The organism is Paracoccus sp. SSJ (assembly GCF_030234105.1).
Taxonomy (GTDB): domain Bacteria; phylum Pseudomonadota; class Alphaproteobacteria; order Rhodobacterales; family Rhodobacteraceae; genus Paracoccus; species Paracoccus denitrificans.
This window is the reverse complement of record NZ_JASSPE010000026.1, coordinates 17816-39969: the sequence shown is the minus strand read 5'-3', so window position 1 is coordinate 39969 and position 22154 is coordinate 17816. Positions and strand designations below refer to the sequence as shown.

At 67.5% G+C, this 22154-nt stretch carries 26 protein-coding genes; 6 read left to right on the top strand and 20 right to left on the bottom strand.

Translation table 11 applies throughout. The annotated features are described in order from the left end of the window. Positions 1-77 precede the first annotated feature (77 nt). Positions 78-1016 (top strand): LysR family transcriptional regulator, encoded by a 939-nt coding sequence (locus tag QPR87_RS20680; protein WP_350310471.1) that lies wholly within the window; start codon positions 78-80, stop codon positions 1014-1016. A gap of 41 nt (positions 1017-1057) precedes the next feature. On the opposite strand, the gene QPR87_RS20675 is transcribed toward QPR87_RS20680, so the two are convergent. Genes QPR87_RS20675 through pobA form a run of 10 tightly spaced genes read right to left on the bottom strand, consistent with a single transcriptional unit; the run spans position 1058 to position 9894 of the window. Then, entirely contained in the window at positions 1058-2377 is a 1320-nt protein-coding gene (locus QPR87_RS20675) for a TRAP transporter large permease (RefSeq protein ID WP_011749745.1), read from the bottom strand. Beyond that, positions 2374-2895 (bottom strand): TRAP transporter small permease, encoded by a 522-nt coding sequence (locus tag QPR87_RS20670; RefSeq protein WP_011749744.1) that lies wholly within the window; start codon positions 2893-2895, stop codon positions 2374-2376. Before QPR87_RS20670 ends, QPR87_RS20675 begins: the two co-directional genes overlap by 4 nt. Positions 2896-2912: 17 nt before the next feature. Then, positions 2913-3938 (bottom strand): TRAP transporter substrate-binding protein, encoded by a 1026-nt coding sequence (locus QPR87_RS20665; RefSeq protein WP_285051171.1) that lies wholly within the window; start codon positions 3936-3938, stop codon positions 2913-2915. A 21-nt stretch (positions 3939-3959) separates the two neighbouring features. Next, positions 3960-5261, bottom strand: coding sequence for a lyase family protein (locus QPR87_RS20660; protein ID WP_231000429.1), 1302 nt, complete (start codon positions 5259-5261; stop codon positions 3960-3962). Then, a complete protein-coding gene (locus QPR87_RS20655; protein WP_011749741.1) occupies positions 5261-6106 on the bottom strand; it encodes a 3-oxoadipate:acetyl-CoA acetyltransferase in 846 nt (281 codons plus the stop codon). The genes QPR87_RS20660 and QPR87_RS20655 overlap by 1 nt, the downstream gene beginning before the upstream one ends. Further along, entirely contained in the window at positions 6099-6809 is a 711-nt protein-coding gene (locus tag QPR87_RS20650) for a protocatechuate 3,4-dioxygenase subunit alpha (RefSeq protein ID WP_285051169.1), read from the bottom strand. Before QPR87_RS20650 ends, QPR87_RS20655 begins: the two co-directional genes overlap by 8 nt. Beyond that, positions 6809-7531, bottom strand: coding sequence for a protocatechuate 3,4-dioxygenase subunit beta (pcaH, locus tag QPR87_RS20645; protein ID WP_285051168.1), 723 nt, complete (start codon positions 7529-7531; stop codon positions 6809-6811). The genes QPR87_RS20650 and pcaH overlap by 1 nt, the downstream gene beginning before the upstream one ends. Continuing rightward, positions 7528-7944: a 4-carboxymuconolactone decarboxylase gene (pcaC, locus tag QPR87_RS20640; protein ID WP_285051167.1), complete on the bottom strand. Its 417-nt coding sequence runs from the start codon at positions 7942-7944 to the stop codon at positions 7528-7530. Before pcaC ends, pcaH begins: the two co-directional genes overlap by 4 nt. Then, positions 7937-8725: a 3-oxoadipate enol-lactonase gene (gene pcaD, locus QPR87_RS20635; RefSeq protein ID WP_285051166.1), complete on the bottom strand. Its 789-nt coding sequence runs from the start codon at positions 8723-8725 to the stop codon at positions 7937-7939. The genes pcaC and pcaD overlap by 8 nt, the downstream gene beginning before the upstream one ends. Then, entirely contained in the window at positions 8725-9894 is a 1170-nt protein-coding gene (gene pobA, locus QPR87_RS20630) for a 4-hydroxybenzoate 3-monooxygenase (RefSeq protein WP_285051165.1), read from the bottom strand. The genes pcaD and pobA overlap by 1 nt, the downstream gene beginning before the upstream one ends. Before the next feature lie 91 nt (positions 9895-9985). Between pobA and pcaQ the strand changes: the two genes are divergently transcribed. After that, positions 9986-10978: a pca operon transcription factor PcaQ gene (pcaQ, locus tag QPR87_RS20625; RefSeq protein ID WP_285051164.1), complete on the top strand. Its 993-nt coding sequence runs from the start codon at positions 9986-9988 to the stop codon at positions 10976-10978. On the opposite strand, the gene QPR87_RS20620 is transcribed toward pcaQ, so the two are convergent. Continuing rightward, positions 10975-12882 carry an FAD-binding monooxygenase gene (locus QPR87_RS20620; protein ID WP_285051163.1) on the bottom strand — a complete coding sequence of 636 codons (1908 nt, stop codon included), beginning with the start codon at positions 12880-12882 and terminating at the stop codon, positions 10975-10977. The genes pcaQ and QPR87_RS20620 overlap by 4 nt on opposite strands. A gap of 155 nt (positions 12883-13037) precedes the next feature. Between QPR87_RS20620 and QPR87_RS20615 the strand changes: the two genes are divergently transcribed. After that, positions 13038-13511: a MarR family winged helix-turn-helix transcriptional regulator gene (locus QPR87_RS20615; protein WP_041530360.1), complete on the top strand. Its 474-nt coding sequence runs from the start codon at positions 13038-13040 to the stop codon at positions 13509-13511. 193 nt (positions 13512-13704) lie between these two features. On the opposite strand, the gene QPR87_RS20610 is transcribed toward QPR87_RS20615, so the two are convergent. From QPR87_RS20610 to QPR87_RS20580, 7 genes are read right to left on the bottom strand one after another with little or no spacing between them, the layout of a single operon-like run. Further along, entirely contained in the window at positions 13705-14607 is a 903-nt protein-coding gene (locus QPR87_RS20610) for a cupin domain-containing protein (protein ID WP_285051162.1), read from the bottom strand. A 30-nt stretch (positions 14608-14637) separates the two neighbouring features. Next, on the bottom strand, positions 14638-15387 hold the full coding sequence (locus QPR87_RS20605; RefSeq protein WP_285051161.1) for an HpcH/HpaI aldolase family protein: 750 nt from the start codon (positions 15385-15387) through the stop codon (positions 14638-14640). Continuing rightward, positions 15384-16283 carry a DUF6282 family protein gene (locus QPR87_RS20600; RefSeq protein WP_285051160.1) on the bottom strand — a complete coding sequence of 300 codons (900 nt, stop codon included), beginning with the start codon at positions 16281-16283 and terminating at the stop codon, positions 15384-15386. The genes QPR87_RS20605 and QPR87_RS20600 overlap by 4 nt, the downstream gene beginning before the upstream one ends. After that, a complete protein-coding gene (locus QPR87_RS20595; RefSeq protein WP_285051158.1) occupies positions 16280-17359 on the bottom strand; it encodes a beta/alpha barrel domain-containing protein in 1080 nt (359 codons plus the stop codon). The genes QPR87_RS20600 and QPR87_RS20595 overlap by 4 nt, the downstream gene beginning before the upstream one ends. Continuing rightward, on the bottom strand, positions 17356-18639 hold the full coding sequence (locus QPR87_RS20590) for a TRAP transporter large permease (protein ID WP_285051157.1): 1284 nt from the start codon (positions 18637-18639) through the stop codon (positions 17356-17358). The genes QPR87_RS20595 and QPR87_RS20590 overlap by 4 nt, the downstream gene beginning before the upstream one ends. Continuing rightward, positions 18636-19142, bottom strand: coding sequence for a TRAP transporter small permease (locus tag QPR87_RS20585; protein ID WP_285051156.1), 507 nt, complete (start codon positions 19140-19142; stop codon positions 18636-18638). The genes QPR87_RS20590 and QPR87_RS20585 overlap by 4 nt, the downstream gene beginning before the upstream one ends. A 58-nt stretch (positions 19143-19200) precedes the next feature. Continuing rightward, positions 19201-20193 (bottom strand): TRAP transporter substrate-binding protein, encoded by a 993-nt coding sequence (locus tag QPR87_RS20580; RefSeq protein WP_285051154.1) that lies wholly within the window; start codon positions 20191-20193, stop codon positions 19201-19203. Between the two features lie 106 nt (positions 20194-20299). On the opposite strand from QPR87_RS20580, the gene QPR87_RS20575 reads away from it, so the two are divergent. The 3 genes from QPR87_RS20575 to QPR87_RS20565 all read left to right on the top strand — a co-directional run bounded on the left by QPR87_RS20575 (position 20300) and on the right by QPR87_RS20565 (position 21672). Beyond that, on the top strand, positions 20300-21055 hold the full coding sequence (locus QPR87_RS20575) for an IclR family transcriptional regulator (RefSeq protein WP_011749725.1): 756 nt from the start codon (positions 20300-20302) through the stop codon (positions 21053-21055). Between the two features lie 110 nt (positions 21056-21165). Continuing rightward, positions 21166-21411, top strand: a complete 246-nt coding sequence (locus QPR87_RS20570) for a hypothetical protein (protein ID WP_175474413.1) — start codon at positions 21166-21168, stop codon at positions 21409-21411. Positions 21412-21480: 69 nt separating this feature from the next. Beyond that, positions 21481-21672 (top strand): hypothetical protein, encoded by a 192-nt coding sequence (locus QPR87_RS20565; RefSeq protein ID WP_285051151.1) that lies wholly within the window; start codon positions 21481-21483, stop codon positions 21670-21672. Between the two features lie 71 nt (positions 21673-21743). Here the strand turns inward: QPR87_RS20565 and QPR87_RS20560 are convergent, their stop codons facing one another. Both QPR87_RS20560 and QPR87_RS20555 read right to left on the bottom strand, forming a co-directional pair. After that, a complete protein-coding gene (locus QPR87_RS20560) occupies positions 21744-21929 on the bottom strand; it encodes a hypothetical protein (RefSeq protein WP_285051173.1) in 186 nt (61 codons plus the stop codon). A 15-nt stretch (positions 21930-21944) separates the two neighbouring features. Continuing rightward, positions 21945-22106 (bottom strand): MerR family DNA-binding transcriptional regulator, encoded by a 162-nt coding sequence (locus QPR87_RS20555; RefSeq protein ID WP_285051149.1) that lies wholly within the window; start codon positions 22104-22106, stop codon positions 21945-21947. Positions 22107-22154 lie beyond the last annotated feature (48 nt).

The window sequence follows — 22154 nt, the reverse complement described above, 5'->3', positions numbered from 1 at the left end:
TCCACAACCAGCATCCCACACTGTGCCCCCCGATAGCCTCGGAGGCATCATGACCATCAGCGTAAGGGGGGTCATTTTTGGAAGCCGATTACCCCGTTACGGGGTCAATTTTGCACGCCGGTTCACAGCTCAAAGCCCTGAAGACCTTTCTGCTGGCCGCGGAAAAGCGGAACTTCGCACAGGTCGCGCGGGAACTGGACATGACCCCGGCCTCGGTCACGCGCACCATCGCGGCACTCGAGGACATGCTGGGCGTGCAGCTTTTCGTGCGCACGACGCGGCAGGTCTCGCTAACGGGGGACGGGGCGATCTTCGCCTCGCGCATCGAACAGGCCGTCGAGGCGCTGGAGGCCGCGCGCACGGAAATGGCCAATGCACACAAGGCCGACGAGGGCCGGCTGCGCATCAATGCGCCGATGTCGCTGGGGCAACGGGTGCTGCCGCAGATCCTGTGCGGCTTTCGCGACCTTTATCCCAGGATCGACGTGGAGATCCGGCTGACCGACCGTTTCCTCGACATGGTCGAGGAGGATTTCGACCTGGCGATCCGCATCTCCGCCGCGCCTTCGGACAAGTTCACGATCTGGCGCAAGATCTGCCCGGTCAAGCGCCTGCTGGTCGCGGCGCCGGGCACGCCGCATGCCGAGGTCAAGCATCCCAACGAGTTGTCGCCCGGCGATTGCCTGGCCTACAGCGCGGACAGTCACCGGGAAAACTGGCAGCTCTCGGACGGGAATGCCTCGGTCACCATCGCGGCGGGGCGGTCCATCAGCGCGAATAACGGCGATCTGCTGGCGCATATGGCGGCCGATGGCGCGGGCGTGGTGCTGCTGCCGGTCTTCATCCTGGCGCAATACCTGCGCAGCGGGCGGCTGGTGCAGATCCTGCCCGACTGGACGCCGCCGCAGATCTGGCTGACGCTCTATTATCCGCCCTACCAGAAGCTGCCGCCCAGGATCGCCGCGTTCTCGGATTTCTTCGAGCGTCAGATCCCCGCGCTGGTCACCACGCTATGATGCATATGGCCGGCTGTGGCCCAGCCGGCCAGGGCGGGCGCCTATCCCAGCGCCCGCACCAGTCCCAGGGTGATCGCCGGAAAGGCGACCAGCAGCACGATCCGCAGCAGGTCCGAGATCAGGAAGGGCATGACCCCCTTGAAGCTTTCCCACATCGGCACGTCCTTGGCCATGGCGTTGATGACGAAGACGTTCATCCCGACCGGAGGGGTGATCAACCCGACCTCGACCACGACGACCGCCAGGATGCCGAACCAGATCAGCGTATCCTCGCGGCCCATGCCGAAATCCAGCCCGGCGATGATCGGATAAAAGATCGGGATGGTCAGCAGCAGCATGGACATGGAATCCATCACGCAGCCCATCGCCAGATACAAAAGCAGGATGGCGACCAGCACCATCATCGGCGACAGCCCCGCCTCGACGATCATCTGCGAGGCAAGCATCGGCGTCTGCGTGGCCGAAAGGAAGGCGTTGAACATCTCGGCCCCCAGCATGATCAGGAAGATCATGGCCGAGGTCCGCGCCGTGCCCTGCAGGCAATCGATCAGCCCCTTCAGCCGCAGCCCGCCATGCAGAACCGCCAGCACGAAGGCACCGAAGGCGCCGACCGCTGCGGCCTCGGTTGGCGTGAACCAGCCGCGATACATGCCGACGATCACCAGCGCGAAGATCAGGATGATCGACCAGGTTTCCTTCAGCGACGCCAACCGCTCGGACCAGCTGGCGCGGGGCCCGGCCGGGCCGGCCTCGGGGCGGCGGCGCACGAAGATGGCGACTGCCAGCATGTAGCCCAGCGCCGCGATCACGCCGGGCACCATGGCCGCGACGAACATCTTGGCGATGCTTTGTTCGGTCATCAGCGCGTAAAGCACCAGGATCACCGAGGGCGGGATCAGGATGCCCATCGTGCCGCCCGCGGCCAGCGAGCCGGTGGCCAGCGCGCCCGAGTAGTTATAGCGCTTCATCTCGGGCAGGGCGACCTGGCCCATGGTCGCCGCCGTCGCCAGGGACGACCCGCAGATCGCCCCGAAGGCCGCGCAACCCCCGATCGAGGCCATGGCCAGCCCGCCGCGCAGATGCCCCATGAAGGCCGCGGCGGCACGGTAAAGCGCCCGGCTCATCCCCGCATGGGTGGCGAATTCGCCCATCAGCACGAAAAGCGGGATCACCGACAGCGAATAGGTGGAGAACTGGTAATAGGTATTGGTCTTGAGAAAGGCGAGCAGCGGCATCCACCCGCTGACCAGCCCGTATCCCACGATGCCCGTCGCAAGCATCGCGACCGCGATGGGGATGCGGATGGCCATCAGCGCCAGCAATACCCCGAAACCCGTCAGCCCGGCGGCGATCCCGGTCATGCGCGCGCCTTTCCGACATGGCCGATCAGGGTAAAGAAGGTCGTCACGATCAGCAGCGCCATCGCCGGCATGGCGATGATGAAGCTCCACCAGATCGGGATGCGCAGCACCATGGTCTGTTCCCCATAACTGTAGAAATCCACCGCCCCGTGCCACAGCCGCCAGGTCAGCAGCACCCCGATCGCCAGGTAGACCAGGTCGCCCAGCGCCTCCAGCGCGTGGTTGGTGCGCGGGCCGGCCTTCATGGTGAAGAAATCGACCAGCACGTTGCCGCCTATGACCTGGCACCAGGGCAGGAAGCAGAAGATGGTGATGGCCGAAAGAACCTCGACCAGCTCGAAATCGCCGGGGATCGGCCAGCCCAGGACGGATCGCAGCCCGACGCTGGCCACGGTCATCAGCATCATCGCCAGCAGCGCCACGCCCCCGATGGCGGCAAACCAGCGGCAGAGGGCGACCAGCCAGCCGGGCACCGGCACCGGATGGGGCTGTTCGGTCAGGGGTTCGGCTTCGGTCATGTCGCCCTCGCCTCCCCTTACTCGACGCCGGCCGCGGCCAGCATGGCGCGCGCGTCGTCCAGCATCGCCTGTCCGTCCAGGCCGCGGCCGTCCATGGCCTTGACCCAGCCGTCCACCACCGGCTGCACCGCGCTGCGCCATTCCTCCATCTGCTCGGCCGGGATCACGTTGATCTGCGCGCCAGCGTCCAGGGCTTTCTGCCGTTCCTCGGCCTCGACCCGGTCCAGGGCCTCGCCGGCCAGCACCGCCAGGTTGGCACCGGAATTGTCGTCGATCACCTTTTTCAGGTCGTCGGGCAGGCTGTCGTATTTCGCCCGGTTCATCACCAGCGCCATGACCGCGGTGGAAACGCCGCCGTTCTCGACCCCGATTTCGCTATGGGCGTTGGTGATCTCGTTGACCCGCAGCGAGCCCACGACCTCCCACGGGATCTGGGCGCCGTCGATCACGCCGGTGGTCAGGGCCTGAGCGACCTCGGGCACCGGCATGCCCACCGCAGTGGCGCCCAGCGCGTTCAGCGCATCGGTCATCGCACGCGAGGGGGCGCGGATCTTCTTGCCCTTGAGGTCGGCCAGCGAGGTGATCGGGCCGCTGCGCATGTGGAACTTGTAGCCCGCCGGGGCATGCAGCAAGAGCGGCTTCACCTGCCCCATCTCGTCGCCCAGGTATTTCGCCTGGAACTCTTGCAGCGCGGCGGTGGTCTGGACGGCGGTGCCGGACATGAAGGGCAGCTCGAACACCTCGGCCACGGGGAAGCGGCCGGGCGTGTAGCCCAGCAGCGTCCAGGAAATGTCCACGATGCCGTCGCGGGCCTGGTCGAACAGCTGCGGCGGCTTGCCTCCCAATTGCATCGAGGGGAACAGTTGCACGTCGATGCGGCCGCCCGACTGTTCCTCGACGGCCTTTTCCCAGGGGATCAGGATCTCGGTTTGCAGCGGCGCATCGGCCGACAGGAAGTGATGGACGCGCAGCGTCACATCGGCGGCAAAGGCCGCGCCGCCCAGCGAAAGCGAGGCGATGGCCGACAGGATCAGGGTTTTCATGGTTTCCTCCCGTTGCGTTGTTCAGATCGGTCGTGCGGCGCGCGCCTGGTCTGGCGCGGCGCCGGTCAGGTTTTCGGGCCGCAGCGCCTCGGCCCAGTCCCGGCCGGGCGCAAGCCGCGCCAGCGCATCGGCCAGCGTGGGCGCCTCGCCCCCGGCGACCTGCGCCAGCGCCTGTGCCACGATCCGCAGCGCCTCGGCGCGAGGCAGGGTCTGGGCCAGCAGAAAGCCTGCGGCCTCGGCCGCCATCCGTCCGCGGTCGGCGGCGAATGTGGCGGCGATACGGTCGGGCCGGGGAACCAGCGTTCCGGCCAGATCGCAAGCGATCCGCAGCGCCGCGGCCGAGCGTTCCAGCATTCCCGGCAGCAGGTTCCATTCCAGCCCCAGCGCGATGCCGTCGCGTTCCTGCGCGTGGACCAGCGCCTGATGCATCCCCGCCAGATCGCCGGCATTCAGCCGCGCCAGCGTCGCCAGCGCCTCGGCCGCGACGGGGTTCTGCTTTTGCGGCATGGTGGACGAGCCGCCCCCTGCCCCGGCCGCAACCTCGGCGATTTCGCTTTGGCCAAGCTGCACCAGGTCAAGGCCCATCTTGCCAAGCGCGCCCGTGACCAGCGACAGCCATCCCGCCAGTTCCGCGATGCCGTCGCGGGCCGCGTGCCAGGGCCCCGCCGGCACCCCCAGCCCCAGCGCCGCCGCCATCGAGGCGCGCAGCGCCGGGCCGTGGCCGGCCAGCGCCGCCTCGGTCCCCGCCGCACCGTGCAGCGAGACCAGCAGCAGCCGCGGCCGCAACTCGTCCAGCCGTTGCCGGTTGCGCGCCGCCATCCCGTGCCAGACCGCGATCTTGGCGCCCAGCGTGGTCGGTGCGGCGATCTGGTGGCGGGTGCGCGCCGGGATCGGCAGGTCGGCATGATCGGCGGCCTTCTGCACCAGCAGCGCCGCCAGTCGGTCCAGCCGCCCGCCCAACAGGTCCAGCGCCGCCACCAGTTGCAGCGCCAGCGCCGTGTCCACGATGTCCTGCGAGGTTGCGCCGTAATGGGCGAACGCCCCGGCCTCGCCCGCCGCGGATTTCAGCGCCGCGATGACCGGCTGCGCGGTAATGCCGGCCCGGGCCACCGCCGCGGCCAGTTCCGCCGGGTCGGGATCCAGTGCCTCCGCCGCCTTGGCGATCACCTCGGCGGCCGCCGCCGGGATCGCCCCCAGATCGGCCTGCGCGCGGGCCAATGCGACCTCGACCCGCAGCATGGCCAGGATGGCCGAGCGATCCGACAGGATCGCCGCCATCTCGCCGTCGCCGTAAAGCTGTCCGAACAAGGTGCCCACCGCCATCAGACCATCCGCAACCCAAGGATCTGCCGCGCCTGCCGCCATGTCGCGACGGGGCGTTCGTATTTCTCGCACAGTTCGACCGCACGGCCGACCAGCGCGGCATTCGAGGGCGCCAGCCGGTCCCGGTCCAGCCGCACGTTGTCCTCGAGCCCGGTGCGTGCGTGCCCGCCCGAGGAGATCGCCCATTCGTTCAGCACGATCTGGCTCGGCCCGATCCCGGCCGCGCACCAGGGCGCGTCCTCGCCGAAGAGCCGCCTGACCGTGTGGATGTAATAGTCGAAGACGTCGCGGTCGGCGGGCATGGCGTTCCTGACCCCCATCACGAATTGCACATAGGGGGTGCCGGCCAGGCGCCCGTCCCCGGCCATCCTTTTCGCTTGCAGGATATGGGACAGGTCGAACGCCTCGATTTCCGGCTTGATGTCGTATTTCAGCATCTCGGCGGCCAGCCAGTCCACCAGGTCCGGCGGGTTTTCATAGACCCGCGTCGGGAAGTTGTTGGACCCCACGGACAAGGACGCCATGTCGGGACAGAGCGGCAGCATGGCCCCCCGCGCCTGCCCCGCCCCCGACCGCCCGCCGGTCGAAAGCTGGACGATCATGCCGGGGCAATGCCTCTCCAGCCCTTCCTTCAGTGCGGCGAAGCGGTCCGGGTCGCTGGTCGGGCGCCCCTCGTCGTCGCGGACATGGCAATGGGCGATCGAGGCGCCGGCCTCGAACGCCTCATGCGTCGATTCGACCTGTTCGGCCAAGGTGATCGGCACCGCCGGGTTGTTTTCCTTGGTCGGCAGGCTGCCGGTGATGGCGACGCAGATGATGCAGGGTTTGCCGGCCGGGTCAGACATCGAAGAACACCGTCTCGTCCTCGCCCTGCAGGCGAATGTCGAAGCGATAGACCGGGAGACCGTCGCGCATGGTGCGTTTCGCGATCAGCGTGGCCCGGCGGCGTTCCCATTCGATCAGGTTCAGCACCGGATCGGTGGCGTTGGCCGGAGCCTCGTCGTCGAAATACATGCGGGTGTTCAGGCCGATATTGATGCCCCGGGCAACGATCCACAGGTTCAGGTGCGGCGCCATCGGGGCCGCGTCCTCCTGCGCGCGGCCCTGCCAGTCGGGATGGCTGTCGCGCACCCGCTGGCTGACGCCCGATTCCATGCGGGCCCGTGCCCTGACCGGGCCCGGCTTGACGGTGTCAAAGCCCCATTCGCCGGTCTCGAAATCGGTGATGACCCTGCCCCAGCCGCGAAAGCCCTCCTCGACCTCGCCGCCCGCCTCGGGATGGGCATAGATGCCGGCGGCATTGGCCTGCCAGACCTCGATCAGCACGTCCTTGACCGGGCTGCCGGTGCCGTCGATCACCACGCCCTCGACCCGGATGCGTTCGCCCGCGGCATTGGGCCCGGCGATGTCCCAGCCCAGTTCGCGGTCGAAGATCCGAAAGCCCGCCGCCCCCGGCGCCAGCCCGATATGGACATAGGGGCCGGCGGTCTGCGACGCGGTTTCCGACAGGTATTGCGGGCGGTTGGCCCGTGCATCGACAGCCTTCATCAGTTCCCCTCCAGCCGGTTCTCGAACATGGTCGAGCGGCGCCCGCGCAGCACGATGTCGAAACGATAGGCGATGCTGTCCAGCGGCACCGTGGCGTTCATGTCCAGCTTCGCGGTCAGGCGGTCGACGGCCTCGGGGTCCGGGATGGTCTGCACGATGGGGCAGATCGGGATCAGCGGGTCGCCCTCGAAGTAAAGCTGGGTGATCAGCCGCTGGCAGAAGGCATGGCCGAAGACCGAGACATGGATATGCGCCGGCCGCCAGTTGTTGACCCAGTTGCGCCAGGGATAGGCGCCGGGCTTGATGGTGCGAAAGAAGTAATAGCCGTCCGCATCGGTGATGGTGCGCCCGCAGCCGCCGAAATTGGGGTCGATGGGGGCCAGGTAGTTGTCCTTCTTGTGGCGATAGCGGCCGCCGGCATTGGCCTGCCACACCTCGACCAGCGTGTCGGGCACGGGCCGGGCGTTTTCGTCCAGCACGCGGCCATGGACGATGATGCGTTCCCCGATGGGGTCGCCGTCCTTGGCGTAGTTCTTGATCAGGTCGTTGTCGATCGGGCTGATGTCGCCATGGCCGAAGGTCGGGCCGGTGATCTCCGACATCGAGCCTTGCAGGCTGATCAGGCTGAAGCGCGGGCTGCGCGCGACCGAGGTCTTGTAATCCGGCGTCAAAGCCGGCGGGTGGATGCGCCGGTCGCGCTGGTAATACTCGGCGGGGGTCATCGGCTCTCCTCCTCTTCCATCTCGGCAAAGGTCTGCTTGGCCAGTTTCAGCGCGTGGTTCGCCCTGGGCACGCCGCAATAGATGGCGACATGCTGGAACGCCTCGACGACGTCGCGCCGGCTGGCTCCGGTGCGGGCGGTGGCGCGGATATGCATGGGGATCTCCTCCCAGTTGCCGGTCGCCGCCAGCAGCGCCAGCGTCAGCATGGAACGCTCGCGCCGGCTGATGCCGTCCGAGGCCCAGACCGTGCCCCAGGCGGATATCGTGATCAGGTCCTGGAACGGCCGGTCGAGATCCGAGGTCTGCTCCTCAGCCCGGTCCACATGCGTATCACCCAGCACCTCGCGGCGGGTTTTCATGCCGGTCGCATGGCGGTCGGGGACGCCATGGTCGGGGACGGGGCAATCAGACATGGCCGATGTCCTTGAAAAAACGGTTGAGGATGGCCGCATGGGCGGCGGGCGCCTCCACGCAGGGAATATGCGCGGCATCCGCGATCAGGTCGAAGCGCGCGCCGGGGATCAGCGCGGCGGTGGCCTGCACCAGATCCGGCGGGGTCGAGCCGTCCAGCCCGCCCGCGATCACCTGCACCGGCAGGTCCAGCGCACGGGCCGCATCGGTCAGGTCGGCCCCGGCAATGGCCTGGCAGCAGGCGACATACCCCCCCTGCGGCTGTCGGGCGAGCATCCGGCGCCAGGGCGCGTCGAGCCCCTTGGCCCGGAAGGCGGGCGAGAACCAGCGCTCCATCGTCGGCGCCGCGATACTGGCCAGCCCCTCGTCGCGGATCGCCTGGATCCGGGCGTTCCACATCGCCGCATCGCCGATCCTGGCGGCCGAGTTCGACACCACCAGCCCCGCCAGCAGGCCCGGATGGCGGGCGGCCAGCGACAGGCCGATCAGCCCGCCGATGGACAGGCCCACGAAGACCACCCGCCCCAGGCCCAGCGCCGAGATCAGCGCCGCGGCGTCGTCGGCCAGCATCTCGATGCCGTAGGGGCCGGGCGTTTCCTGGGACAGCCCGTGGCCGCGCTTGTCATAGCGCACCAGCCGCAGGCCCGGCGCCAGATGCGGGATCAGCCCGTCCCAGACCCGCAGGTCGGTGCCCAGCGAATTCGCAAAGACCACCGCCGGCCCGGTTTCCGGTCCCGACACCGCGACATGCAGATCCGCGCCGTTTGCCATGATCGTCCGCATCAGTAAGGCAACCCCACATAGTTTTCGGCGAATGCGCGCTGCTGCGATTCGTTGTCGCGCAGGAAGGCGATATCGGCCTTTTGCATCTTCAGGTCGAACGGGCTCTGGTGGGGATAGCGGTGCAGCAGGCCGCTGAACCACCAGCTGAAGCGTTCGGCCTTCCACACGCGCAGCAGCGCCTTTTCGGAATAGCGGTCGATGCCCTCGCTGTCCTTGTCCCGGTAATATTGCACCAGCCCGTTATACAGGTATTGCACGTCGCTGGCCGCCGTGTTCAGCCCCTTGGCGCCGGTCGGCGGCACGATATGGGCGGCGTCGCCGCACAGGAACAGCCGGCCCCAGCGCATCGGCTCGGTCACGAACGAGCGCAGCGGCGCGATGGATTTCTCGATCGAGGGCCCCGTGACCAGCCGGTCGGCCACGTCTTCGGGCAGGCGGCGGCGAAGCTCGTCCCAGAAGGCGGCGTCGGTCCAGTCGCTGGTATGGTCCGACAGCGCGCATTGGATGTAATAGCGCGACAGGTTGGCGTTGCGCATGGAGCACAGGGCAAAGCCGCGGTCGGAATTGGCGTAGATCAGTTCCTCGTGGACCGGGGGCGTTTCCGACAGGATGCCCAGCCAGCCGAAGGGATAGGTCTTTTCGTATTCGCGCCGGACGTCCAGCGGGATGGTCTGCCGGCTGATGCCGTGGAACCCGTCGCAGCCGGCAACGAAATCGCAATCGATGCGGCGGCCTTGCCCGGCACGGGTATAGGTCACATGCGGGCGGTCGCCGTCGGCATCGTGGATCACCACGTCCTCGACCTCGAAGATGGTCTGCGCGCCTGCGGCCTCGCGCGCGTCGTAAAGATCGCGCGTCACCTCGGTCTGGCCATAGACCACCACCGGCGTGCCGGTCAGCTGCTTGAAGTCGATGTGGAACATGCCGCCGTCCCAGGCGATCTGGGTGCCGTCATGGACGAAGCCCTCGCGGTGCAGCCGGTCGGAAACGCCCGCTTCCTCCATCAGCCGGACAAGGCCGGTCTCCAGCACGCCGGCCCGGATGCGGCCCAGCACATAGTCCCGCGTCTTGCGCTCCAGCACCACCGCCTCGATGCCCTTGCGGTGCAGAAGCTGGCCCAGAAGCAGCCCCGACGGCCCGCCACCGATGATAACGACCTGAGTGCGCATGACAGTCCTCCCTCTGTCGCCGAACTTGACCTGTCACGCACCGCAAGTAAAATGAGTAATCGGGTTTGACGATTATCAGAAACGGCAAGTATTGGACCGCAGGATTCGGCTGAGACATGTGCAGGCCTTTGTCGAGATCGTCCGCCAGGGCAATCTCAAGCGTGCGGCCGAGGCGCTGTATCTGACCCAACCGGCGATTTCGCGCACCATCGCCGAGCTGGAGGAGATCGTCGGCGCAAGGCTGATGACCCGCAGCCGGCGCGGCGTGGCGCTGACCGCGCAGGGCGAATTCTTCCACGGCTATGCGCTGAACGCGCTGTCGGCGCTGTCGCAGGGGCTGGCGGGAATTTCCGGCGAGGTGCAGGCGGCCGGGCTGTCCCTGCGGGTCGGGGCGCTGCCTTCGGTCTTGGCGCGGCTGATGCCCGAGGTGGTCGCCGAACTGCAGCAGACCGCGCCGCATCTGCGGCTGTCCATCGCGGATGGCGGGCATGGGCATCTGATGGGATTGCTGCGTTCGGACGACCTTGACGTGGTGATCGGCCGGCTGGGTGCGCCCGAAACCATGCAGGGGCTGAGCTTCACCCAGCTTTACCTGGAGGATGTTGCGGTGGTGGTCCGGCCGGGCCATCCGATCCTGTCCGATCCCGACCTGCGCCGGATCGGCGATTACCCGGTGATCTACCCGACCGAGACCGCCGCGATCCACCCTTTCGTGGAACGGCTGCTGATCGCGCATGGCGTCCTGCGCCCCGCCCGGCGGATCGAGACCGTCTCGGATGCCTTCGGCCGCGTCTTTACCCGGCAGGGCGAAGCCGTTTGGTTCATCTCGGCCGGGGTCGTCGCACGCGAGATCGCCGAGGGGCGGTTGGTGCGGCTGCCCCTGGACACGACGCTGACGCAGGGTCCGGTCGGGCTGATGACCCGCGCCAGCCAGCCCGAGACCAATGCCCAGCTGTTGTTCCGTCAGGCGGTGATGCGGGTGATCGCCGACGGCTTCGGGCCGCGACCAGGGCCGGGACCGGCAGATGCCGGCCCGACCCGCGGCCAGGACGCAGGCAAGGCCGGCCGCCGCACCGCGACCTAGCCCGCCAGCCGCAGCACGCCCGCGAAATATTCGCCCAGCGTCGCGTCATCCTCCAGCGGCAGGACCTGGGCGACATATTGGTCGGGGCGCACCACCACCATGCAGCCCCGCTCGCGGTCGATGCCGCGCAGATCGAAGATGTCGCCCGCGGCCGGATCGGCGCAGAACGCCTTTTCATAGTCGCGCAGCCCGTGGCGACCCTTGCGCGGCCACAGCAGCCCCGGCAGGTCGTCCATCGACAGCGACTGGTGGGGCTGCTGCAACACCGCGCGGATGTCGAACACCGCCTCGGGATCCGTGCCCGCGGGGGTATGGCGCCGCAGGACCGAGCCCTCCCGGTCCAGCCGCTCGCAAAGCCGCGCCAGCCCCGAGCCGGGCGCCACCCCCTGCGCGTCGGCGAACAGATAGATCCGCCAGCGCCCGTCCGCCTGGGCGACATGGCCCAGTTGCATGGGCCGCGCATCGGCCAGCCGCACCACCGGCGCCGAATGGAAGCGCATCCCGACCGGAAAGCCGGTGGCCAGATGCCGATGCGTATCCGCGCCGGTCAGTTCCGAACGGCGATAACGCGTCGCCGTGCCGGCGGTGAAACGGCCATGCTGGACGAAATAGCGCTGGAACTCGGCCGGATCGACGCCCTCGCCGTCATCCTCGGCGGTCTTGGGGCGGGCGCTGAACATCCGCGCGAATTCGCGGTCGAAGTCGATCAGTTCCCGCGCGACCTCCTGCCGCTCGGCCGAATAGCTGCGCAGCAGCCCGGCATCGGCCTGTCCGCTCAGCACCGCCGCCAGTTTCCAGCCAAGGTTGAAGCTGTCCTGCATCGAGACGTTCATGCCCTGCCCCGCCTTGGGACTGTGGGTGTGGCAGGCGTCGCCGGCAATGAACACCCGCGGCATGCGCGAGGCGGGGGCATCGGCAGGCAGGTCGTCGAAGCGGTCGGTCAGCCGCTGGCCGATTTCATAGACGGACCACCAGGCGACCTCTTTCACCTCCAGCACATAGGGATGCAGGATCCGCTGCGCGGCGGCGATCAGGGTTTCCCGGGTGATGTTCTTCGAGGCGACGCGCTCATCCTCGGCCAGCTTGTCCAGCTCGATGTAAAGCCTGACCAGATAGCCGCCTTCGCGCGGGATGATCAGGATATTGCCTTCATGCGCGGAATGGATCGCGGATTTCAGCCGGATGTCGGGAAAGTCGGTATAGGCCAGAACGTCCATCACGCCCCAGGCCTGGTTCGCCGCCTCGCCGCGCAAGTCCCTTCCGATCCGGCGGCGGACCTGGCTGCGGGCACCGTCGCAGCCGACGACATAGCGGGCGCGGACGATCTGGTCGCGGGAATCGTCCTCGGCCCCCACAGGGCGCAGCCGTGCCTCGACCTGCTGCGCGGGATCGTCGGGAATGGTCAGATCGGCCAGTTGCAGGCCGTAATCCGGTTGCAGCGGGGCCGGAGCGTGACGCATCGCTTCAAGATAGAAGTCATGCACCCGCGCCTGGTTCAGGATGACATGGGGAAATTCCGAAAGCCCCTCCTCGGTGTCGCGGATACGGCCGTGGCGCATGATCGGGCCATCACCGTCCTGTGGCTTCCAGAAGGTGACCTCGTTCACCCAATAGGCTTCCTTCATCACCCGGTCGGCAAAGCCGAAGGCGTTGAACATCTCCATCGTGCGGCAGGCGATCCCGTCGGCCTGGCCCAGTTCCAGCGGTCCCGGCTTCTGCTCGACGATGCGGGTGCGGATCGAGGGGAACATCGCCAGTTGCGCCGCCAGCGTCAGCCCGGCCGGACCGCTGCCGACGATCAGCACATCCACGTCCGCACCGTTCCCGGCCGGATCGTCCTGCGCGGTGGCGGCCGGATGATGGGTCGGGTCGCCGGGCCGAAAGCCGTCAAGGTGAAACTGCATTCCTTCCTCCCTCTGGGTTCGCCCGATCATCGGACAGGATATCGGAGCATAATAGGATGCATACTTATCATAAGCACACTAGTCAATATGATAAGTATGCTTGCCATCATGCGCCCACTTGCCTAGCCTGCGACGAACCCAAGCGAGCCGGTGCCATGACGACGCTTTACGACCTGCCGGGCCACCTGATCCGGCGCCTGAACCAGATCTCGACCGCGATCTTCGCCGCCCGGATGGACGAGGCGGGGCTGGACCTGACGCCGGTGCAATACGCGGCCCTGGCTGCACTGGCCGAACATCCGGGGGTGGATCAGGCGACGCTGGCCGGGCTGATCGCGCATGATCGCGTCACCATCGGCGGGGTGGTGGACCGGCTGGAGGGCAAGGGGCTGCTGTCGCGCGGCATCAGCGCGCAGGACCGCCGCGCGCGGGTGCTGGAACTGACCGCGGCGGGGCAGCAAACGCTGGCCCGGCTTGCCCCCGCCATCGCCGAGGTGCAGCAGCGCACGCTGGCCGGGCTGACTCCGGCCGAGGCCGAGGCATTCGTCGCGCTGCTGCGCAAGACGACCGAGGCCGGCAACGAATACAGCCGCGCGCCCCTGCGGACCGGAGCGCGCGGAGAGGATTAGCCCGAGGATAGGGGTCGGCGGGCCGTGCGGGGCCGCCCCGCTCGGGGACGATCCGCGAAATGGGCCGTGGCGGGGCACCTTGGCTGCGGACCTGCCGGCGCAAGCCTGGAGGCCTGCAAAGCCGAACCGGCCATCAGCGTCCCAAGGGATGCGCCGAACCGACCGCCCGTTGCAGGCGGCGGCTCCGCCTGCCTCAGCGCCGGGGGATCACCGGATAGTCGGCATCGTTCAGCACCCAGCCGTCCTGCATCGAGAAATCCAGCCGCGGCGGACAGAAGATGTCCACCAGCGCGTTGTCGCCCGCCCCGCTGGCTTCGGTCGTGTGGACGACCGGCGGCGGGATCACCAGCGACGAGGGCGAGCCGACCGCGATATGCCGGTCCTGGCGCCAGTCGCCGCGATCCACCGTCCAGGGCCAGCGCAGGTGATGGACGAAGCTGCCGGCAAGCGCCAGCGAGCATTGCTCGAAATCGTCGTGGTGATGGGGCGACAGCTTCCTGGGGTCGCGCGGGCCTTTCTGCACGTCGAGCAGGTTCACCATGAAGGTCGTGCAGCGGAAGATGCGGCCGAAACGCCCCTCCTGCGGCTTCACGTCCAGGTCATAGGCGCGGATCCTGAAGCCCCCGACGGGTTCGGGCCATGGCTCGAAGGGCGGGATATGGCTGCGCCCCGCCGCATAGGCATCGGCATTGGGACACAGGGCGACCAGATCCGCGGCGGCGGCGGTGAACAACCGGACCACCCTGCCCCCTTCGGGCAGCGTCACCCGGCTGTCGCCCGGCGGCACGAAGACGATGGAATTGGCGGCGACCTCGCAACTCTCGCCATTCGCCTCGATCAGCGCGGGATGGTCGGGCAGCAGCACGACATATTCGTCCGGCTGGCCCGCGCGGACGAAAGCCGCGCCCGGCTGCGCCTCGGCATGGGCCAGCACGAAATTGCAGCCGCGCTGATACCAGACCTTGCGGCCGTCGGCATCCTCCTGCGGCGGGGTCTTGTCGAACTCGGCCAGCTGTTCCTCGGCGATCAGGCCGGTGCGGGGCGGCGCCGAGGCCGCGGCGAACAGGGCCGCACGGGGATCCTTGTCCTTGTACATCGCGAAAATCCTTTCCTGTCAGCGCGGGCGTCAGGCGCGGCCCGCCTCGATGATCCGGCGCGCGCCCTTCATCAGCAGCCCCTGGTCCGAACCGCAGACGAAGACGCTGACGCCGCGTTCGCGCCAGGGGGCGATCTGGCTTTCGTCGCCGACGAACAGGCCCGCGGCGACATCCGCGCGCCGGGCAGCCGCGATCACGCGAATGATCGCCGCGTCAAGCTCGGCCGAGGGGAAGCCGCAGCCCAGCGACTGCGACAGATCGGCGGGACCGACGAACAGCACATCGACGTCCGGCACGCTGGCGATGTCGTCCAGCCGGTCCAGCGCCGCCCTATCCTCGATCTGCACCATCACCACGGTTTCGGCGTCGCTTTTCGCGGTATAGGCAGAGGCGGCGAGGGTGCCGTAATTCCCGGCGCGCGGCGACGGCGACAGGCCGCGCGACCCCCGGCCGAACTTGACCGCGGCCACGACGGCTTCCGCCGTGTCGCGATCCGCGACATGGGGCACCATCACCCCCGCGCAGCCCAGGTCCAGCAGCGGCGAGATCCGCGCCGGCGATTGCCCCCAGCAGCGCGCGACCAGGGGCAGCCCGGCCGCGCGCGAGGCCAGCGCAAGCTGGTCCATCGCGCCCAGGTCCAGCGGCGCATGTTCCTGGTCGGGCACCGCGAAATCCAGCCCGGCAAGGCCCAGGATCTCGATGACATGGGATGCGGGCGTCTTGACGAAAGTGCCGATGACGGCCTCGCCCGCGTTGATCCGTGCCTTCAGCCCGCTCATGCCGCAAGCCCGACCAGTTCGGCCCCGATGGTCGAGGTCATCTTGCGGATATCGGCATCCGAATAGCCCAGCCCGATCAGCATGGCGATCATCTGGCGCATGCCCTCGACCGGGTTCGGGTTGCCGGTCTGGCCCAGATCGGTGCCGAAGAAGGTGTTGTCCACCCCCGCCGCCTCGATGACCGCGCGCAGGTGATCCTCGTCGAACAGCTTGAAGGTCGAGGGGATGAACATGCAGACCGAATGCTCCATCTTGACCCCCATGCCGACCAGATGGGCGACATCCTGAAGGCTGCAATCGTTCACATAGGTCGGATGGTTCAGGAACAGGCGCCTCACGCCCCGCGCCTTGGCCTCTTCATAGAACGGCAGCAGTTCGCGGGCGTGATGGTGGCCGCCCGAGACGACCGCATCGGCCTCGGCGATCAGGTCGAGGATATGCTTGACCTCGTCGCGGATCGCTCCGGTCTCGTCGGTCAGGGTCAGCGGGATCGGGGCGACCGTCTTCTTGCTGTTCTGCGGGAACTTGAAGCCGGGCTTCTGGGCCTCGTGCTCCATGTGGTTCTGGGCATGGGCCGTCGCCATCCAGACCACGCGGGCGCCCTGCTTGAGCGCATAGTCCACGGCCGAAGGGTTCAGCCCGCCCAGCGGATTGTTCAGCACGATCGAGCCGATGGCCCTGGTCCTGAAGCCCATGTTCTGGTTGATCAGCGTCGCCAGCGGCATGGTGGGATAGTAATGGTCCTTGAGCAGCACGGCGGCCATGCCGGCCTGATCGGCCTCGCGCAGGGCGGCGATATGGTCCAGCTTGCGCGGATGCAGCGAGGGGCCGGAATGGACATGCAGATCGACCGCGCCCTTCATCAGATCGTCAATGCGGCTTTGTTCGGCAGTCATCGGTTTCTCCTGACTTCTTCGTCCGGCACCAGCGGCGCGGGAACATGGTTGCGCCAGACCTGATCGAGGACCGGCATTTCGGCAAAGCTGCGGCGCGCATCGGCCGCGCGCCCGACCAGATCGCGGGCGCTCGCGCCCTTTTGGGCGCAATAGGCATCGAGATCGGCGACGGCATCGCGGATGACGTCCCAGCCGCGCAGCATGACGGCCGAGGACAGGCCCACAGCCGAGGCGCCCGCCAGCATCATCCGTGCGACATCCCGGCCCGAGCACGCGCCGTTGATGCCGATCAGCGCCCGCCCTGTGCCCAGCCTGGCGCGGGTCATCGCCAGCCAGTGGCAGGTCAGCGGCAGGTTCCAGTAGCCGCCGATGCCGCAGCTGGTGCCCAGCATCGGCTGCATGGTCTCAAGGTCCGGCACCAGCCCCAGCGCCCGCCCGGCGATCACGGCGCTGTCCGCACCTGCGCCGGTGGCGGCCGCGACCAGCTCGGGAACCCGCTCGCTCTGGCCCGACAGCTTGACCCAGACCGGGATCGACACGGCCGATGTCACCTGCCCGACCAGTTCCGCCACGCGCGCCGGCGAAAGCTCGGTGCTGACCGCACCCTTGGCCGCCTGGCTGGCATAGGGGGTGCCGATATTGAACTCGAAGACGCGCAGGCCGGCATCCTCGACGGCGCGGGCGCGGCGGACGGCATCCTCGATCCCGGCCATGACCGCCGAGGCGACCAGGACGCAATCCGCCTTGCGCGCCGCCGCATCCATCCGCCGCGCCTGGTCCAGCCATGCATCGAAGCCAAGCGGCGTCAGCCCCGAGCGCGTCAGCAGCGTCGCGTCGCGCGGCGCCCCGGGTCCCCAGTCGACACGGTTCCAGCACGCATCCAGCGCGGCATATTCGGCCTGCAGCAACTGGCGCTGTGCGGCGGCCGAGTCGTTGCTGGACTTCATCACCACCGCCCCTGCCCCGGCGGCGATGGCCGACAGGATGCCGGCATCATCGATCAGGTGCTCGCCCGATGCGGCGATGACGGGGTTCTTCAGCCGGGTGCGGCCGACCTGGACGGAAAGATCCGTCATCCCGCCACCCCCAGCACCCGCGGCAGGAACAGCGAGATCTCGGGAAAGACCGTGATCAGCGCCAGGACGACCAGCGCGATGCCGATCATCGGCAGGGCCCTGTAGGCGATCCGCTCCATCGGCCGGCCGGTCACGCCGGCGATGACGAACAGGCACAGCCCGACCGGCGGCGTGACAAAGCCGACCAGCACGTTGAAGACCACCATGACCCCCAGATGCACCGGCTCCAGCCCCAGCATGTTGCCGATGGCCATCAGCGCGGGCACCGTCAGGATCAGCACGCCGATGGTGTCCAGGAACATGCCCAGGAACAGCAGGATCAGGTTCACCATCAGCAGGATCACGTATTTGTTGTCCGAAACCCCGGTCAGCAGGGCGACGGTCTTTTGCGGCAGTTGCTCGATGGCGAAGATGAAGCCGGCGACGTTGGCGACCGCGACCAGGAAATAGATCGCCGAGGTGATGATCGCCGTGGCGACGAAGGCTTCCTTGAGGAATCTCCAGCTCATCGCGCGATAGACGACGGTAGCGATGATCAGCGCATAGATCGCGGCGACCGCGGCGGCCTCGGTCGCGGTGAAGATGCCGCCCCGTATGCCGACGACGATGATGACCGGCAGCAGCATCACCGGGACGGACTGCCAGCAACCCCGGAGGATCGCGGCCAGCGATTGCCTTGCCGCCTTGGGATAGCCGCGGCGATGCGCGACCCAGACCGCATAGGTCGACAGGAACACCGCCAGCATGAACCCCGGCGCCAGCCCCGCGACCAGCAGTTGCGAGATCGAGGTGCCCGACAGCGCGCCGTAGATGATCATGGCGATCGAGGGCGGCACCAGCGGCGCCATCAGCGACGAGACCGCGATCAGCGCCGCCGAATAGTCCACGTCATAGCCCTGCCGCTTCATGTCCGGCACCATCACCGTGCCGATGGCCGCGGCATCCGCCGCCGCCGATCCGCTGACGCCGCCGAAGAGGAAGCAGCCCCAGATGGCCGTCAGCGACAACCCGCCGCGGAACCGGCCGACGACCGAGTTGGCAAAGCCGATCAGGCGACGGGTCAGCCCACCCACGTCCATGATCGCGCCCGCCAGCACGAAAAGCGGGATCGCCAGCAGCACGAACATGTCCATTCCCGCCAGCATCCGCTGCGGCAACACGATCAGGAATTGCGTCTGGCCGGTGAAATAGAAGTAACCCAGCGCGCTGATGCCCAGCACGAAGGCGATCGGCATGCCCAAGGCCAGCGTCAGGGCGAAAATCGAGCCAAGCCAGATCACAGCGATTCCTCCGCGCCCATCGGGTGCTCTTCGGGCTTCTCTTCCCGCGCGATGCCGAAGAATTCGTTCAGCGCGACATGCAGCGCCAGAAGCGCCGCGCCGACGGTGATCGCGATGTGGACCCAGAACAGCGAAAAACCCAGCGCGGTCGCCGTCTGGAACCGCGTCATCCAGGCGAACCTGGTGCCGAACCACAGGATCGCCGCCAGAAAGACCAGGATGATCGCGGCCGAGACCAGGTTGGCGGCCCGGCGCGGGCCTTCGGGCAGGCGGTCCACCGCCAGCCGCATCCCCAGGAACTGGCCGCGGGAATAGCTGAGACCGGCACCGATCATCACGATCCAGATCATCAGATAGCGCATCGCCTCTTCCGACCAGAACAGCGAGCTGTTGAAGACATAGCGCCAGATGACCTGCATGGTGCCGATCACGAGGATCGCACCGATCCCCGCAAAGCAGAATGCTTCCACGGCGGCGACATAGGCGCGCCAGAGCTTGGACATGGGTTTCTCCGTTGAGAACGCAGGCGGAAGGCGCGGGACCGGCCCGCGCGCCTGTGCGTTATTGAGCGGCCGGAGCCAGCTTTTTCGCCGCAGCCGCAAAATCGGCGATCAGCGGATCGGCAGCCTCGTATTTCTCGACCACCGGGGCGAAGACGGCCTGCAATTCGGCCCTGAACGCATCCGAGGGCGTCACGACCGGGATGTTCAGCTCGGCCAGATGGGCCTTGATCTGCTCGTCCAGTTCCTTGACCGCCATCACCTGCGGCTCGACGATCTCGTCGGCGGCCTGGCGCATGATCTCCTGCTGCTCGGGGGTCAGCGAGTTGAACTTCATCTGGTTGACCAGCAGGAAGCTGGGCCAGAAGTAATGGCCTGTCAGCGACACGCCCTTGGCGATCTCGTAATATTTCTCGCTCTCGATCGAGGTCAGGTTGATCTCGACCGCATCCAGCGTGCCGGTTTCCAGCGCCGAATAGACCTCGCCATAGGCCATCGGCGTCGGGTTCACTCCCACCGCCTGCCACGCATCCAGAAACATCCGGTTGGGCGCGACGCGGGTCTTCTTGTGATGCATGTCGGCCAGGCTTTCGACCGGCGCCCCGACGGTCAGGAAATGGCGTTGTCCGCCGTCATAGACCCCCAGGGCGACCATCATGTGGTTTCCCAGCCTGTCCATGATCGCCCGCGCCTCGGGCGTCTTCGCCATGGCCGCGAACCCTTCGTAATCGGGGATCAGGCCCGGCAGCTGGAAGGCGTCGATCGAGGGCTCCAGCGTCGAATAGGCCGAGGTCGAGTTCACCGTCATGTCGACGGTGCCGAACTGCACGCCCTCCATCAACTCCTTCACGTCGCCAAGCTGGCGCGAGGGGAAAATGTCGATCTTGATATCGCCATCCGACAGCCGCTCGACCGCTTCCTTGAAGCGGAGGGCGGTGTCGTGGATCGGATGCTGCTCGAATACGGCATGGCCCAGGCGCAGCGTGACGGGGTCGGCCCAGGCGGCACTCGACAGCAGGCTTCCCACCAGGACGGCAGCGGCAGTCTTCATCATGTTTCTCTCCTCCTGTGTTCTCAATATGGGAACACTGTTCTCATATTGACACGCCACGGCAAAGTCGTCAACACAGAGAGGAGGAGCAAATTCATGGGGAAGCACATTGGAAAAGGCCGAGACCGTCCGGGCCGCCGACACCTGCCTGCGCATCCTCGAGCGCATCGCATTCGCTGATTCGCCCGTTGGCGTGACGCAGATTTCCGGCGATGTCGGCATCGCCAAGGGGGCGGCGTTCAAGCATCTGCGCACGCTGATCGAACATGGGATGATCGTGCAGGATCCGGTCACATCGCATTACGCGCTGGGGCCGAAGCTGTGGCTGATGGCCCAGCAGGCACCCGCCGGCGCAAACCTGGCCGAACTGGCCCTGCCCCTGATGCGCGCGACCCGCGACGAACTGGGCATGGCGGTGGTGCTCAGCATCCCCGCGCCGCACTCGGCCTTCATCCTGGCCACGGTCAGCAGCAACCAGCCGATCGAGATCGGCGTCCGTCCCGGCAGCGAGCTGAGCCTGCATTCCTCCGCCCAGGGAAAGGTGTTCCTGGCCTTCGGCTCGCCCGAATTGCTGGCCACGCTGCCCGACACGCTGCCGCAGGTCACGCCGAAAAGCGTTACCTCCAGGACGGCCCTGGCGGCGCAGCTCGACGGCATCCGCGCGTCGGGCTATGCGACGGCGCCAGAGGAATCGCTGCTGGGCATCAATGCCATCGCCGCGCCGATCCTCAGCCCGCGGGGCCAGCTTCTCGGCAGCATCGGCCTGATCGCGTCGATCCAGCACCTGGGCGCGGACCCGACGCCCTCGCAACTCAAGGCGCTGTTCGCCCTGACCCGAGAGATCGGGCTGCTCGCCAGCCAATGACGGACCGGCAGGGCGATCCGGTCAGGGGCCGGCAGGGTGCAGCCCCGGCTTGCCGCGCATGATCCATGCGCGAAAGCCAAAGACAGCCGTGCCTCCGGGCACGGGTTCACATGGGCGATGGCATCGTCCATCGTGGCATGGGTCTGGACGGGCAGGATCGGGCCGAAGATCTCGTCCTGCATGACCGCGCAATCGCCGCCGGCATTCAGCACCGCATGGGCGCAATGGTCTGGAGGCGGCTCGCGGCGCTGTCGGGGCGGTGGCCGACGGAGATGACCTCGGCACCCTTGGCGCGTCCATCGTCCAGCAAACCGTTCGGGCGCGCGACATGCCGGTCGTTGATGATCGCAGTATAGTTGGGGCTCGTCGGCCCATCGGGATAGAAGCGCGCCGTATTCCGCGACGAAGCCGTCAAGGTCGTCCCGATGCACCAGCGCGTAATCCAGCGCGACGCAGGTCTGGCCGCCTTTCGACAGCTTGCCGAAGGTCAGCCCGCCATGGTGCGGCGACCGACCTGGCTGCGCGCGATGATGGCAGGGCTCTTGCCGCTCAGCTCCAACGTCAGCGGCCCTAGGTTCAAGGTCAAGCATGGATTTGGCGGTCTGTCCGGTGCGTAGCCGGCGGCAGCTGCGATGCGCCGGTTCTTTCGGCCATCACGGCCGGCGCGGGATGATCGTCCTGCCGCGCATCAGGCCGCGGATTGCTTGCGGCCCTGCAATTCGGCGATCAGCGCCTTGATCCGGCGCTGGCGCTCCTTGGCCTCGGCGATCAGGGCTGCCACGGAATCGAGCTTGCCCGACAAGAGGCGGATCGCCTCGTCGCAAGAGATCGGATGGTCGCCTTGGGCGACGTCAACGCTGGCGATCTCCTTCAGCGAAAAGCCAAGGCCCTACGCCTGCTCGATGAATCGCAGGATGGCGATCAGCTCCTCGGGATAGTCGCGATAGCCGTTCGGCCCACGCACGGCCGGGGCGATGATCCCGCGCTTTTCATAGAAGCGGATGCGCGAGGTCGTCACCCCCGCCGCCCTGGCAATGTCGCCGATCTTCATTGGCGCCTCTTGACCTTGAACCTAGGTTTAAACCCTATATCGCCTTGC

Bases quoted from the DNA above. Each gene is read 5' to 3' on its own strand.
- QPR87_RS20675 (WP_011749745.1), bottom strand. From the start codon at position 2,377: ATGACCGGGATCGCCGCCGGGCTGACGGGTTTCGGGGTATTGCTGGCG.
- QPR87_RS20670 (WP_011749744.1), bottom strand. From the start codon at position 2,895: ATGACCGAAGCCGAACCCCTGACCGAACAGCCCCATCCGGTGCCGGTG.
- QPR87_RS20665 (WP_285051171.1), bottom strand. From the start codon at position 3,938: ATGAAAACCCTGATCCTGTCGGCCATCGCCTCGCTTTCGCTGGGCGGC.
- QPR87_RS20660 (WP_231000429.1), bottom strand. From the start codon at position 5,261: ATGGCGGTGGGCACCTTGTTCGGACAGCTTTACGGCGACGGCGAGATG.
- QPR87_RS20655 (WP_011749741.1), bottom strand. From the start codon at position 6,106: ATGTCTGACCCGGCCGGCAAACCCTGCATCATCTGCGTCGCCATCACC.
- QPR87_RS20650 (WP_285051169.1), bottom strand. From the start codon at position 6,809: ATGAAGGCTGTCGATGCACGGGCCAACCGCCCGCAATACCTGTCGGAA.
- pcaH (WP_285051168.1), bottom strand. From the start codon at position 7,531: ATGACCCCCGCCGAGTATTACCAGCGCGACCGGCGCATCCACCCGCCG.
- pcaC (WP_285051167.1), bottom strand. From the start codon at position 7,944: ATGTCTGATTGCCCCGTCCCCGACCATGGCGTCCCCGACCGCCATGCG.
- pcaD (WP_285051166.1), bottom strand. From the start codon at position 8,725: ATGCGGACGATCATGGCAAACGGCGCGGATCTGCATGTCGCGGTGTCG.
- pobA (WP_285051165.1), bottom strand. From the start codon at position 9,894: ATGCGCACTCAGGTCGTTATCATCGGTGGCGGGCCGTCGGGGCTGCTT.
- QPR87_RS20620 (WP_285051163.1), bottom strand. From the start codon at position 12,882: ATGCAGTTTCACCTTGACGGCTTTCGGCCCGGCGACCCGACCCATCAT.
- QPR87_RS20615 (WP_041530360.1), top strand. From the start codon at position 13,038: ATGACGACGCTTTACGACCTGCCGGGCCACCTGATCCGGCGCCTGAAC.
- QPR87_RS20610 (WP_285051162.1), bottom strand. From the start codon at position 14,607: ATGTACAAGGACAAGGATCCCCGTGCGGCCCTGTTCGCCGCGGCCTCG.
- QPR87_RS20605 (WP_285051161.1), bottom strand. From the start codon at position 15,387: ATGAGCGGGCTGAAGGCACGGATCAACGCGGGCGAGGCCGTCATCGGC.
- QPR87_RS20600 (WP_285051160.1), bottom strand. From the start codon at position 16,283: ATGACTGCCGAACAAAGCCGCATTGACGATCTGATGAAGGGCGCGGTC.
- QPR87_RS20595 (WP_285051158.1), bottom strand. From the start codon at position 17,359: ATGACGGATCTTTCCGTCCAGGTCGGCCGCACCCGGCTGAAGAACCCC.
- QPR87_RS20585 (WP_285051156.1), bottom strand. From the start codon at position 19,142: ATGTCCAAGCTCTGGCGCGCCTATGTCGCCGCCGTGGAAGCATTCTGC.
- QPR87_RS20580 (WP_285051154.1), bottom strand. From the start codon at position 20,193: ATGATGAAGACTGCCGCTGCCGTCCTGGTGGGAAGCCTGCTGTCGAGT.
- QPR87_RS20570 (WP_175474413.1), top strand. From the start codon at position 21,166: ATGGGCGATGGCATCGTCCATCGTGGCATGGGTCTGGACGGGCAGGAT.
- QPR87_RS20565 (WP_285051151.1), top strand. From the start codon at position 21,481: ATGCACCAGCGCGTAATCCAGCGCGACGCAGGTCTGGCCGCCTTTCGA.
- QPR87_RS20555 (WP_285051149.1), bottom strand. From the start codon at position 22,106: ATGAAGATCGGCGACATTGCCAGGGCGGCGGGGGTGACGACCTCGCGC.